This is a genomic window from Pseudomonas sp. IT-P171 (assembly GCF_949767765.1).
GTDB classification, from domain to species: Bacteria; Pseudomonadota; Gammaproteobacteria; order Pseudomonadales; family Pseudomonadaceae; genus Aquipseudomonas; species Aquipseudomonas fluorescens_B.
This window is the reverse complement of record NZ_CATKQN010000055.1, coordinates 303,010-316,051: the sequence shown is the minus strand read 5'-3', so window position 1 is coordinate 316,051 and position 13,042 is coordinate 303,010. Positions and strand designations below refer to the sequence as shown.

13 protein-coding genes are annotated in these 13,042 nt (G+C 57.0%); all 13 read left to right on the top strand.

The genetic code is table 11. The features are described from left to right. The first annotated feature begins 57 nt into the window (after positions 1-57). The 13 genes from mnmE to atpD all read left to right on the top strand — a co-directional run bounded on the left by mnmE (position 58) and on the right by atpD (position 13,010). Positions 58-1,428 carry a tRNA uridine-5-carboxymethylaminomethyl(34) synthesis GTPase MnmE gene (gene mnmE, locus ACM6I5_RS23685; protein ID WP_414884818.1) on the top strand — a complete coding sequence of 457 codons (1,371 nt, stop codon included), beginning with the start codon at positions 58-60 and terminating at the stop codon, positions 1,426-1,428. A gap of 551 nt (positions 1,429-1,979) precedes the next feature. Continuing rightward, positions 1,980-3,878: a tRNA uridine-5-carboxymethylaminomethyl(34) synthesis enzyme MnmG gene (gene mnmG / locus ACM6I5_RS23680; protein WP_226298302.1), complete on the top strand. Its 1,899-nt coding sequence runs from the start codon at positions 1,980-1,982 to the stop codon at positions 3,876-3,878. Beyond that, positions 3,875-4,519 carry a 16S rRNA (guanine(527)-N(7))-methyltransferase RsmG gene (gene rsmG, locus ACM6I5_RS23675; protein ID WP_414880303.1) on the top strand — a complete coding sequence of 215 codons (645 nt, stop codon included), beginning with the start codon at positions 3,875-3,877 and terminating at the stop codon, positions 4,517-4,519. Before mnmG ends, rsmG begins: the two co-directional genes overlap by 4 nt. A gap of 18 nt (positions 4,520-4,537) precedes the next feature. Further along, positions 4,538-5,335, top strand: a complete 798-nt coding sequence (locus tag ACM6I5_RS23670) for a ParA family protein (protein WP_017341702.1) — start codon at positions 4,538-4,540, stop codon at positions 5,333-5,335. 9 nt (positions 5,336-5,344) lie between these two features. Next, on the top strand, positions 5,345-6,217 hold the full coding sequence (locus ACM6I5_RS23665) for a ParB/RepB/Spo0J family partition protein (protein WP_008027541.1): 873 nt from the start codon (positions 5,345-5,347) through the stop codon (positions 6,215-6,217). 148 nt (positions 6,218-6,365) lie between these two features. Continuing rightward, positions 6,366-6,773, top strand: coding sequence for a F0F1 ATP synthase subunit I (locus ACM6I5_RS23660; protein ID WP_010465473.1), 408 nt, complete (start codon positions 6,366-6,368; stop codon positions 6,771-6,773). 16 nt (positions 6,774-6,789) lie between these two features. Then, the gene (atpB, locus tag ACM6I5_RS23655; RefSeq protein ID WP_017341701.1) at positions 6,790-7,659 is read left to right on the top strand and encodes a F0F1 ATP synthase subunit A; all 870 of its coding nucleotides are present in this window, start codon (positions 6,790-6,792) and stop codon (positions 7,657-7,659) included. Positions 7,660-7,792: 133 nt separating this feature from the next. Continuing rightward, positions 7,793-8,050: a F0F1 ATP synthase subunit C gene (gene atpE / locus ACM6I5_RS23650; protein WP_002555987.1), complete on the top strand. Its 258-nt coding sequence runs from the start codon at positions 7,793-7,795 to the stop codon at positions 8,048-8,050. 56 nt (positions 8,051-8,106) lie between these two features. Further along, on the top strand, positions 8,107-8,577 hold the full coding sequence (locus tag ACM6I5_RS23645) for a F0F1 ATP synthase subunit B (protein WP_008027535.1): 471 nt from the start codon (positions 8,107-8,109) through the stop codon (positions 8,575-8,577). A 12-nt stretch (positions 8,578-8,589) separates the two neighbouring features. Next, entirely contained in the window at positions 8,590-9,126 is a 537-nt protein-coding gene (locus tag ACM6I5_RS23640; RefSeq protein ID WP_017341700.1) for a F0F1 ATP synthase subunit delta, read from the top strand. A gap of 21 nt (positions 9,127-9,147) precedes the next feature. After that, a complete protein-coding gene (gene atpA / locus ACM6I5_RS23635; protein ID WP_017341699.1) occupies positions 9,148-10,692 on the top strand; it encodes a F0F1 ATP synthase subunit alpha in 1,545 nt (514 codons plus the stop codon). Positions 10,693-10,742: 50 nt separating this feature from the next. Further along, positions 10,743-11,603, top strand: coding sequence for a F0F1 ATP synthase subunit gamma (gene atpG, locus ACM6I5_RS23630; RefSeq protein ID WP_017341698.1), 861 nt, complete (start codon positions 10,743-10,745; stop codon positions 11,601-11,603). A gap of 27 nt (positions 11,604-11,630) precedes the next feature. Beyond that, positions 11,631-13,010, top strand: a complete 1,380-nt coding sequence (atpD, locus tag ACM6I5_RS23625) for a F0F1 ATP synthase subunit beta (protein WP_008155715.1) — start codon at positions 11,631-11,633, stop codon at positions 13,008-13,010. Positions 13,011-13,042: the final 32 nt, after the last annotated feature.

Below are 13,042 nucleotides of genomic sequence, written 5' to 3'. Positions count from 1 at the left end.
AAAACGCCCCCTAGTGGGGCGTTTTGCTATCTGTCACTTTTGTCTGGATACCGGTTTATGAGCGTTCCTCGTGAAACCATCGCTGCCGTCGCCACCGCTCAAGGTCGCGGCGGTGTGGGCATCGTCCGTATTTCCGGGCCGTTGGCGAGCGTTGCGGCCAAAGCGTTCAGTGGTCGTGAACTCAAGCCGCGATTTGCCCACTATGGTCCGTTCCTGAGTGAAAACGATGAGGTGCTGGACCAAGGCATCGCGCTTTATTTCCCGGGGCCGAACTCGTTCACCGGTGAAGATGTGCTGGAACTCCAGGGCCATGGCGGCCCGATTGTTCTCGATATGCTGCTCAAACGTTGTCTGGAACTGGGCTGCCGTCTGGCCCGTCCGGGTGAATTCAGTGAGCGTGCGTTCCTCAACGACAAACTCGACCTCGCCCAGGCTGAAGCCATCGCCGATTTGATCGAGGCAAGTTCTGCACAGGCAGCGCGAAATGCACTGCGTTCCTTGCAGGGCGCCTTTTCCGACCGTGTGCATAACCTCACCGAGCAACTGATTGGCCTGCGTATCTATGTCGAAGCGGCGATCGATTTTCCTGAAGAAGAAATCGACTTCCTTGCCGATGGCCACGTGCTGAGCATGCTCGACAAAGTTCGCGACGAGTTATCCACCGTACTGCGAGAAGCCGGGCAGGGTGCGTTGTTGCGTGACGGCATGACGGTGGTCATCGCCGGTCGGCCGAACGCTGGTAAATCCAGCTTGCTGAACGCCCTGGCCGGACGAGAAGCGGCGATCGTGACCGAGATTGCCGGCACCACCCGGGACATTCTTCGCGAACATATCCACATTGATGGTATGCCGTTGCATGTGGTCGATACGGCAGGCCTGCGGGACACCGAGGATCAGGTCGAGAAAATCGGTGTGGAACGGGCATTGAAAGCCATCGGCGAGGCAGATCGCGTGCTGCTGGTCGTCGACGCCACCGCTCCTGAAGCACTCGATCCGTTCGCGCTATGGCCGGAGTTCCTCGAGACCCGCCCGGATCCGGCCAAAGTCACACTGATCCATAACAAGGCAGACCTGACCGGTGAAGCTATTGCCCTGGAAGTCAGCGAGGATGGGCACGTCACCATCAGCCTCAGCGCCAAGTCTGCAGGCGAGGGCCTGGAATTGCTGCGTGACCACCTCAAGGCCTGCATGGGCTATGAGCAGACCTCGGAAAGCAGCTTCAGTGCTCGCAGGCGTCACCTTGAAGCATTGCGTCATGCCAGTGCTTCCCTCGAGCATGGACGTGCACAGCTGACCCTGGCAGGTGCCGGTGAATTGCTGGCCGAGGATTTGCGCCAGGCACAGCACGCTTTGGGTGAAATCACCGGCGCATTCAGCTCCGATGATCTGCTGGGACGAATCTTTTCCAGCTTCTGTATCGGTAAATAGTCTTTCCGTTATCCACAGACAGGCCGTTCGTGCCTGTCTGTTCTCCTTCCTTTTCTTGAATTGTCTCCAGTGCCGGGCAGATTCTTTCTGCTTGGGTGGATTTTCCATGCCTGGAATTTGACCAATCACCGTCTTTCTGTGGATTAAGCCCTGTGAATAACTGCCACTAAGGTCAGTTGATAACAGGGCCTCAAAACTGAAGATAACCACCTCTGTGGATAACCACCCCTTTCATCCACAGGCTTACACCGGTTATCCAAGGCCCTCATTGGCACATGACCACAGGGTTTTGAATCTCTGTACATATTGAATTTAAAGGGCTGTATAAATCTATCCACAGAAATGTGCCTCAGTAGAAATAAACATAAAAACAAAGATTTAATAAATTTCTCTCTTTTTAATTTCTATAACCCCGACTTCTCCACAGCTGGTTAAATTTTGTGCAAAGGGTTCTTTAGGAAGGGCGAAGTCCCTATACTTGCCGCCCAGGTCCAAAAACCTGAGCTCAAACTATTCCTGATTACCTAACTGAAGCAGGCACGAGGTGCGTGGTGGATTTCCCTTCCCGTTTTGAAGTGATCGTCATCGGCGGCGGTCATGCCGGTACCGAGGCAGCACTGGCCTCAGCACGCATGGGTGCAAAAACCCTGTTGCTGACGCATAACGTGGAAACCCTCGGTGCCATGAGTTGCAACCCTGCCATCGGCGGGATCGGCAAAAGCCATCTGGTGAAAGAAATCGATGCCCTCGGCGGCGCGATGGCCATGGCGACCGATAAAGGCGGCATCCAGTTTCGCGTTCTGAACAGCCGCAAAGGCCCTGCCGTGCGTGCAACTCGCGCTCAGGCAGACCGGGTTCTGTACAAGGCCGCTGTCCGCGAAGCATTGGAGAACCAGCCGAACCTGTGGATATTTCAACAAGCCGCTGATGACCTGATCGTCGAGCAGGAACAGGTGCGCGGTGTTGTCACCCAAATGGGCCTGCGTTTCTTCGCGGATTCCGTGGTGTTGACCACTGGCACCTTCCTCGGTGGACTTATCCACATCGGCATGCAGAATTATTCCGGTGGTCGCGCCGGTGATCCGCCATCGATTGCCCTGGCTCATCGTCTGCGTGAATTGCCGCTGCGTGTTGGCCGCTTGAAAACAGGGACACCGCCGCGCATTGACGGTCGATCGGTTGATTTCTCGGTGATGACCGAGCAAGCCGGCGATACGCCGATCCCGGTGATGTCGTTCATGGGTTCCAAAGAGCAGCACCCGAAACAGGTGAGCTGCTGGATTACCCACACCAACGCCCGGACCCACGAGATCATCGCAGCGAACCTCGACCGTTCGCCGATGTATTCCGATGCAGGGTTGATCGAAGGCATTGGCCCGCGTTATTGCCCGTCGATCGAAGACAAGATCCACCGCTTTGCCGACAAGGAAAGCCACCAGGTCTTCATCGAACCGGAAGGGCTGACCACCCACGAGCTCTACCCGAACGGGATATCCACTTCCCTGCCGTTCGACGTGCAATTGCAGATCGTGCAATCGATCCGCGGCATGGAGAATGCGCACATCGTGCGTCCGGGCTACGCCATCGAATACGACTATTTCGATCCTCGCGACCTGAAGTACAGCCTGGAAACCAAAGTGATTGGCGGCCTGTTTTTCGCCGGACAGATCAATGGCACCACCGGTTATGAAGAGGCCGGGGCCCAAGGTTTGCTGGCCGGGGCCAACGCGGCACTGCGCGCGCAGGGCAAAGACGCCTGGTGCCCGCGTCGCGACGAGGCGTACATCGGCGTTTTGGTCGATGACCTGATTACATTGGGCACTCAGGAACCGTACCGGATGTTCACGTCCCGCGCCGAATACCGCCTGATCCTGCGCGAAGACAACGCCGACCTGCGCTTGACCGAAAAAGGTCGCGAACTGGGTCTGGTCGATGATGCGCGCTGGGCGGCTTTCTGCACCAAACGCGAAAGCATCGCTCTGGAGGAACAACGTCTGAAAAGCACCTGGGTTCGCCCGGGCACCGAGCAGGGCGATGCGATTTCCGAAAAATTCGGCACTCCACTGACCCACGAATACAACTTGCTCAACCTGCTGAGCCGTCCGGAAATCGACTACGCTGGTCTGATCGCCGTCACCGGCGGTGGCGCAGAAGATCCACAGGTTGCCGAGCAGGTTGAAATCAAGACCAAATACGCCGGCTACATCGATCGCCAACAGGATGAAATCGCCCGTCTGCGGGCCAGCGAAGATACAAAACTGCCTGTGGATATCGATTACACGAACATTTCCGGTCTCTCGAAAGAGATCCAGAGCAAGCTCGGTGCGACCCGTCCAGAGACCCTGGGCCAGGCGTCGCGTATTCCGGGCGTTACCCCGGCAGCGATTTCGCTGTTGATGATTCATTTGAAAAAACGCGGCGCGGGCCGTCAGTTGGAGCAAAGCGCTTGAGTTCGTTGGTCACCTCGCAACACGCAGAAGAGTTATCCACAGGTGCTCGCCAGCTCGGTGTCACACTGACCGAAACCCAGCACGCGCAACTGCTGGGCTATCTGGCCCTGTTGATCAAATGGAACAAGGCTTACAACCTGACCGCCGTTCGCGATCCGGACGAAATGGTCTCGCGTCACCTGCTCGATAGTTTGAGCGTGATGGCGTTCATCGAAAACGGCCGCTGGCTGGACGTTGGCAGTGGTGGCGGCATGCCGGGTATACCGCTTGCCATCCTGTTTCCAGCGTCGCAAGTGACCTGCCTGGACAGCAACGGCAAGAAAACCCGCTTCCTGACCCAGGTCAAACTCGAACTCAAACTGGATAACCTGCAAGTTATCCACAGTCGCGTCGAAGCCTTCCAGCCTGCGCAGCCATTCAGCGGGATCATCTCCCGGGCGTTCAGCAGCATGGAGAACTTCAGCAACTGGACGCGGCACCTCGGCGACGCCGATACACGCTGGCTGGCAATGAAGGGCGTTCATCCAGCCGATGAGCTGGTAGCATTGCCGGCAGACTTCCACCTCGATAGCGAACACGCCCTGGCCGTACCTGGTTGCCAAGGCCAACGCCATCTGCTGATACTGCGCCGCACGGCATGATTGGGAACACAAGCAAGAATGGCTAAGGTATTCGCGATAGCGAACCAAAAGGGTGGTGTGGGTAAAACCACCACCTGCATCAACCTCGCAGCTTCCCTGGTCGCTACCAAGCGCCGGGTGCTGTTGATCGATCTTGATCCACAGGGCAACGCCACCATGGGCAGCGGTGTGGATAAACACGGCCTGGAAAATTCGGTTTACGACCTGCTGATCGGCGAGTGTGATCTGGCCCAGGCCATGCACTACTCCGAGCATGGTGGTTACCAGCTGTTGCCGGCCAACCGTGACCTGACCGCGGCCGAAGTGGTCCTGCTGGAAATGCAGATGAAGGAAAGCCGCTTGCGCAGCGCGTTGGCGCCGATCCGTGAAAACTACGATTACATTTTGATCGACTGCCCGCCGTCGCTGTCGATGCTGACACTGAACGCTCTGGTCGCGGCTGACGGGGTCATTATCCCCATGCAGTGCGAGTACTTTGCGCTCGAAGGCTTGAGCGACCTTGTGGATAACATCAAGCGCATCGCTGAACTACTGAACCCGAACCTGAAAGTCGAAGGCTTGTTGCGCACGATGTACGACCCGCGCCTGAGCCTGATGAACGACGTGTCGGCTCAGCTCAAGGAACACTTCGGCGAGCAGCTCTACGACACCGTCATTCCGCGCAACATCCGCCTGGCCGAAGCGCCAAGCTATGGCATGCCGGCGCTGGCGTACGACAAAACATCACGGGGCGCCATTGCCTATCTGGCATTGGCGGGCGAGATGGTTCGCCGTCAGCGCAAAAACTCACGCACCGCCGCTGCTCAGCCAACTTAAGGAATCCCCATGGCCGTCAAGAAACGAGGTCTCGGACGTGGACTGGATGCACTGCTGAGCGGTCCGACTGTCAGCTCGCTGGAAGAGCAGGCCGTACAAGCCGATCAGCGTGAGCTGCAGCATTTGCCCCTGGACCTGATCCAGCGCGGCAAGTACCAGCCACGTCGGGACATGGACCCGCAAGCGCTGGAAGAACTGGCGCAGTCGATCAAGGCCCAGGGGGTGATGCAGCCGATCGTGGTTCGTCCGATCGGCAGCGGTCGCTTCGAAATCATTGCCGGCGAACGCCGCTGGCGCGCCAGCCAGCAGGCTGGCCAGGAAACCATCCCGGCGATGGTTCGCGATGTGCCGGATGAAACCGCCATCGCCATGGCACTGATCGAGAACATCCAGCGCGAAGACCTCAATCCGATCGAGGAAGCGGTCGCCCTGCAGCGTTTGCAGCAGGAATTCCAGCTGACTCAGCAACAAGTGGCCGAAGCGGTGGGCAAATCCCGCGTGACCGTGGCCAACCTGCTACGCTTGATCGCGTTGCCGGAAGTTATCAAAACCATGCTGTCCCACGGCGACCTGGAAATGGGTCATGCGCGTGCTTTGCTTGGTTTGCCGGAAAATCAACAGGTTGAAGGGGCGCGACATGTTGTCGCACGGGGGCTGACTGTGCGCCAGACTGAGGCACTGGTTCGCCAGTGGTTGAGTGGCAAACAGGAGCCTGCCGAACCGGTAAAACCGGACCCGGATATCGCCCGACTCGAGCAGCGTCTGGCCGAGCGGCTAGGCTCTGCGGTGCAGATCCGACACGGAAAGAAGGGGAAGGGGCAGTTGGTGATCGGTTACAACTCCCTCGATGAGCTTCAGGGTGTGCTTGCGCACATTCGCTGAAACATTTCCTCATGTAGCGTGCAGTCGGAAATCACTACCTGACAGTTGAATAGGGGCAGAACCGCCCCTATACTCTGCGCGCATTTTGTCGGCACAAATTATGCCAAGTTATTGAATTCTGGCAGCCGACCATTGGGGAGTAATTGTGATGGAAAGCCGCACGCCAAACCGCTTGCCGTTCCATCGCCTGGCAGTTTTCCCGGTGTTGATGGCTCAGTTTGTCGTTTTGCTGATCGCCGCTTTGGCGCTCTGGCAATGGCACGGAGTCGTTGCCGGGTACTCGGGACTCTGCGGAGGCCTGATAGCCTTGCTACCCAATGTTTATTTCGCTCACAGGGCATTTCGGTTTTCCGGCGCCCGAGCAGCTCAAGCCATCGTCCGGTCTTTTTATGCCGGTGAGGCGGGCAAACTGATTTTGACGGCAGTGCTCTTTGCATTGACGTTCGCAGGTGTGAAGCCATTGGCGCCGCTAGCAGTATTCGGCGTCTTCGTGTTGACCCAACTGGTCAGCTGGTTCGCGCCCCTGCTGATGAGAACAAGACTTTCGAGACCTTAGGGCGTTTGAGGCAACCATGGCAGAAACAACCGCTTCGGGCTATATCCAGCACCACTTGCAGAACCTGACCTTCGGTCAGCACCCAACCGGCGGGTGGGGTTTTGCCCACACCGCAGCAGAAGCCAAAGAAATGGGCTTCTGGGCTTTCCACGTCGATACTCTCGGCTGGTCGGTCGCTTTGGGTCTGATCTTCGTTCTTCTTTTCCGCATGGCGGCGAAGAAGGCGACTTCCGGTCAGCCTGGTGCTTTGCAGAACTTCGTTGAAGTATTGGTCGAATTCGTCGATGGCAGCGTGAAAGACAGCTTCCATGGCCGTAGCCCGGTGATTGCACCGCTGGCACTGACCATCTTCGTCTGGGTCTTCCTGATGAACGCCGTCGACCTGATCCCGGTCGACTGGATTCCTCAGCTGGCCATCCTGATCACTGGTGATGCGCACATTCCATTCCGTGCCGTATCGACCACTGACCCGAACGCTACCCTGGGCATGGCCCTGTCGGTGTTCGCGTTGATCATTTTCTACAGCATCAAGGTCAAGGGTATCGGCGGCTTCATCGGCGAACTGACCCTGCACCCGTTCGGCAGCAAGAACATCTTCGTTCAGGCCCTGCTGATTCCGGTGAACTTCCTGCTGGAGTTCGTGACGCTGGTGGCCAAGCCAATCTCGCTGGCACTGCGTCTGTTCGGCAACATGTACGCCGGCGAACTGGTCTTCATTCTGATTGCTGTGATGTTCGGCAGCGGTCTGCTCTGGCTTAGCGGCCTGGGCATAGTTCTGCAGTGGGCGTGGGCTGTGTTCCACATCCTGATCATCACCCTGCAGGCGTTTATCTTCATGATGCTGACCATCGTTTACCTGTCGATGGCGCACGAAGAGAACCATTAAGACCAGTCTCGACTAGTCTGATGTCCCACCCGGTCAAACGGGTGGGTGCCCGAACAGGGCTATGAAACGATTTGTTTTACCGCTTTAAAATCTAAAAAACCTAAACCATACGACGTAAAAGTCGGGAGGAAAGATGGAAACTGTAGTTGGTCTAACCGCTATCGCTGTTGCACTGTTGATCGGCCTGGGCGCACTGGGTACCGCAATTGGTTTCGGCCTGTTGGGCGGCAAGTTCCTGGAAGGCGCAGCGCGTCAGCCAGAAATGGTTCCAATGCTCCAAGTTAAAATGTTCATCGTTGCCGGTCTGCTCGACGCCGTAACCATGATCGGTGTTGGTATCGCTCTGTTCTTCACCTTCGCGAACCCATTCGTTGGTCAACTCGCTGGCTAATCACTCGAACCTTCGAGTGATTGGTTTGATGTGCAACGAACGAGCGAGGTGTTGGCGTGAACATTAATGCAACCCTGATTGGCCAGTCCGTTGCGTTCTTCATTTTTGTACTGTTTTGCATGAAGTTCGTGTGGCCTCCGGTCATCGCGGCTTTGCACGAACGTCAGAAGAAGATCGCGGATGGACTGGACGCTGCCGCCCGAGCAGCTCGCGACCTGGAGTTGGCCCAAGATAAAGCGGGTCAACAACTGCGCGAAGCTAAGGCTCAGGCAGCTGAAATCATTGAGCAAGCCAAGAAACGCGGTAACCAGATCGTTGAAGAGGCTGTTGAAAAAGCCCGTATCGACGCTGACCGTGTGAAGGTTCAGGCTCAGGCCGAGATCGAGCAGGAACTGAACAGTGTCAAAGACGCGCTGCGTGCCCAACTGGGTGCACTGGCCGTCGGCGGCGCCGAGAAGATCCTGGGTGCCACAATCGATCAAAACGCGCACGCGGAGCTGGTTAACAAACTGGCTGCTGAAATTTAAGCGAGGGCGATCATGGCAGAATTGACCACGTTGGCCCGACCTTACGCTAAGGCAGCCTTCGAGCACGCCCAGGCCCACCAGCAACTGGCCTCTTGGTCAGCCATGCTCGGCCTGGCTGCAGCAGTGTCGCAAGACGACACCATGCAGCGCGTGCTCAAGGCCCCGCGACTGACGAGCGCAGACAAGGCCGCCACGTTTATTGACGTGTGCGGCGACAAGTTTGATGTGAAGGCACAGAACTTCATCAACGTCGTTGCCGAAAACGACCGTCTCCCGCTGTTGCCGGAGATATCCGCTCTGTTCGACCTGTACAAGGCCGAACAAGAGAAGTCGGTAGACGTTGAAGTGACCAGTGCTTTTGCATTGAACCAAGAACAGCAAGACAAACTCGCCAAGGTTCTCAGTGCACGACTCAACCGGGAAGTGCGCCTGCAAGTCGAGGAAGACAAATCCCTTATTGGGGGCATTGTCATCCGCGCCGGCGACCTGGTTATCGATGGCTCGGTTCGCGGCAAACTCGCGAACCTTGCCGAAGCATTGAAATCTTGAGTTTGAAGGGGCAGCAGAGCAATGCAGCAACTCAATCCTTCCGAAATAAGTGAAATTATCAAGGGCCGCATCGACAAGCTCGATGTGACCTCCCAAGCCCGTAACGAAGGCACTGTCGTCAGCGTATCTGACGGTATCGTGCGGATTCACGGTCTGGCCGACGTAATGTACGGCGAGATGATCGAGTTTCCGGGCGGCGTCTTCGGTATGGCTCTCAACCTGGAGCAGGACTCCGTTGGTGCCGTAGTTTTGGGCGCCTACCAGTCCCTGGCTGAAGGCATGAGCGCCAAGTGCACCGGCCGCATCCTCGAAGTTCCGGTTGGTAAGGAACTGCTGGGTCGCGTAGTCGACGCACTGGGTAACCCAGTTGACGGCAAAGGTCCGCTGAACAACACCGAGACCGATGCGGTCGAGAAAGTTGCTCCAGGCGTGATCTGGCGTAAGTCGGTAGACCAGCCTGTACAGACTGGCTACAAGGCTGTCGATGCCATGATCCCTGTCGGCCGTGGCCAGCGTGAGCTGATCATCGGTGACCGTCAGATCGGTAAAACCGCTCTGGCGATCGACGCGATCATCAACCAGAAAAACAGCGGCATTTTCTGCGTCTACGTAGCAATCGGTCAGAAACAATCGACCATCGCCAACGTGGTTCGCAAGCTGGAAGAAAACGGCGCACTGGCTAACACCATCGTCGTGGCAGCGAGCGCTTCGGAATCTGCAGCACTGCAATTCCTGGCACCGTACTCCGGTTGCACCATGGGTGAATTCTTCCGCGACCGCGGTGAAGACGCGCTGATCGTTTATGACGATCTGTCCAAGCAAGCAGTGGCTTACCGCCAGATTTCCCTGCTGCTGCGCCGTCCACCAGGCCGTGAAGCTTACCCAGGCGACGTGTTCTATCTCCACTCCCGTCTGCTCGAGCGCGCATCCCGCGTTTCGGAAGAATACGTAGAGAAGTTCACCAACGGCGCAGTGACCGGCAAAACCGGTTCCCTGACCGCACTGCCGATCATCGAAACCCAGGCTGGCGACGTTTCCGCGTTCGTTCCGACCAACGTGATTTCCATCACCGACGGTCAGATCTTCCTGGAATCGGCCATGTTCAACTCCGGGATCCGTCCTGCTGTGAACGCCGGTGTTTCGGTATCCCGTGTGGGTGGTGCCGCTCAGACCAAGATCATCAAGAAGCTCTCCGGTGGTATCCGTACCGCTCTGGCTCAGTACCGTGAACTGGCGGCATTCGCCCAGTTCGCTTCTGACCTGGACGAAGCGACCCGTAAGCAACTTGAGCATGGTCAGCGCGTTACCGAGCTGATGAAGCAGAAGCAATACGCACCAATGTCGATCGCTGACATGGCGCTGTCGCTGTATGCCGCTGAGCGTGGGTTCCTGACTGACGTTGAAATCGCCAAGATCGGCAGCTTCGAACAAGCGCTGATTGCTTTCTTCAACCGCGATCACGCCGATTTGATGGCGAAGATCAACGTGAAGGGTGACTTCAATGACGAAATCGACGCTGGCATGAAAGCCGGTATCGAGAAGTTCAAGGCCACCCAAACCTGGTAAGCCGCAGCGGGGGCCGCAAGGCTCCCGCTTGCTAACCTGATAGGTGTTACATGGCAGGCGCAAAAGAGATTCGCAGTAAGATTGCGAGCATCAAAAGCACGCAAAAGATTACCAGCGCCATGGAAAAAGTGGCGGTCAGTAAAATGCGCAAGGCACAAATGCGCATGGCTGCTAGCCGTCCTTACGCGGAGCGCATCCGCCAGGTTATTGGTCATTTGGCCAACGCCAACCCGGAATATCGCCACCCGTTCATGATCGACCGTGAAGTAAAGCGCGTCGGTTACGTCGTGGTGAGCAGTGACCGTGGTCTGTGTGGTGGCTTGAACACCAACCTGTTCAAGGCTCTGGTCAAGGACATGGCGGTAAACCGCGAAAACGGCGTCGAGATTGATCTGTGTGTTGTTGGTAGCAAGGGTGCGGCTTTCTTCCGCAACTTCGGCGGTAACGTCGTAGCAGCTATCAGCCACCTGGGTGAAGAGCCGTCGATCAATGACCTGATCGGCAGCGTCAAGGTGATGCTGGATGCCTATCTGGACGGCCGTATTGATCGCCTGTCCGTGGTGTCCAACAAGTTCATCAACACCATGACGCAACATCCTACCGTGGAGCAGTTGATTCCACTGGTGGCAACCCCGGATCAAGAACTCAAGCACCACTGGGATTATCTGTACGAACCGGACGCCAAAGAGCTGCTTGACGGCTTGATGGTCCGTTACGTGGAGTCGCAGGTCTACCAGGCGGTGGTCGAGAACAACGCGGCTGAACAAGCTGCGCGGATGATCGCGATGAAGAACGCTACCGACAACGCCGGTGATTTGATCAGCGATTTGCAGCTGGTCTACAACAAGGCGCGTCAGGCTGCGATCACCCAAGAGATCTCGGAAATCGTCGGCGGCGCTGCCGCGGTTTAACGGTTCAAATATTCAGAGGATCCAGCTATGAGTAGCGGACGTATCGTTCAAATCATCGGCGCCGTTATCGACGTGGAATTTCCACGCGACAGCGTACCGAGCATCTACAACGCGCTGAAAGTAGTGAGCGCGGCCGAAACCACCCTGGAAGTTCAGCAGCAGCTGGGCGACGGCGTGGTTCGTACCATTGCGATGGGTTCCACCGAGGGCTTGAAGCGCGGTCTGGAAGTCACCGACTCTGGCGCAGCCATCTCCGTACCGGTCGGTAAAGCGACGCTGGGCCGGATCATGGACGTACTGGGCAACCCGATCGACGAAGCAGGCCCGATCGACACCGAAGAGCGTTGGGGCATTCACCGTCCTGCGCCAACCTTCGCTGAACAAGCGGGCGGCAACGACCTGCTGGAAACCGGCATCAAGGTTATCGACCTGGTTTGCCCGTTCGCCAAGGGCGGTAAAGTCGGTCTGTTCGGTGGTGCCGGTGTAGGCAAAACCGTAAACATGATGGAACTGATCCGTAACATCGCCATCGAGCACAGCGGTTATTCCGTGTTCGCCGGTGTGGGTGAGCGTACTCGTGAGGGTAACGACTTCTACCACGAGATGAAGGATTCCAACGTTCTGGACAAAGTGGCACTGGTTTACGGTCAGATGAACGAGCCGCCGGGTAACCGTCTGCGCGTAGCATTGACCGGCCTGACCATGGCCGAGAAGTTCCGTGACGAAGGTAACGACGTTCTGCTGTTCGTCGACAACATCTATCGTTACACCCTGGCCGGTACTGAAGTATCCGCACTGCTGGGCCGTATGCCTTCCGCAGTAGGTTACCAGCCGACCCTGGCCGAAGAGATGGGTACTCTGCAAGAGCGTATCACTTCGACCAAGAACGGTTCGATCACCTCGATCCAGGCGGTATACGTACCTGCGGATGACTTGACTGACCCGTCGCCAGCGACCACCTTCGCCCACTTGGACGCCACCGTCGTTCTGTCCCGTGACATCGCTTCCCTGGGTATCTACCCGGCGGTCGATCCACTCGACTCGACTTCGCGTCAGCTGGACCCGAACGTGATCGGCCAGGACCACTACGACACCGCTCGCGGTGTACAGTATGTTCTGCAGCGTTACAAAGAACTGAAGGACATCATTGCGATCCTGGGTATGGACGAGCTGTCGGAAGCCGACAAGCAGTTGGTAAACCGTGCTCGTAAGATCCAGCGTTTCTTGTCGCAGCCGTTCTTCGTGGCTGAAGTCTTCACCGGTGCTTCGGGTAAATACGTTTCCCTGAAAGACACCATTGCTGGCTTCAAAGGCATCCTCAACGGTGACTACGACCACCTGCCAGAACAAGCGTTCTACATGGTCGGCGGCATCGAAGAAGCGATCGAGAAAGCCAAGAAACTGTAATCCCGGCGCCCGGCAACGGGCGCTAATTTAGT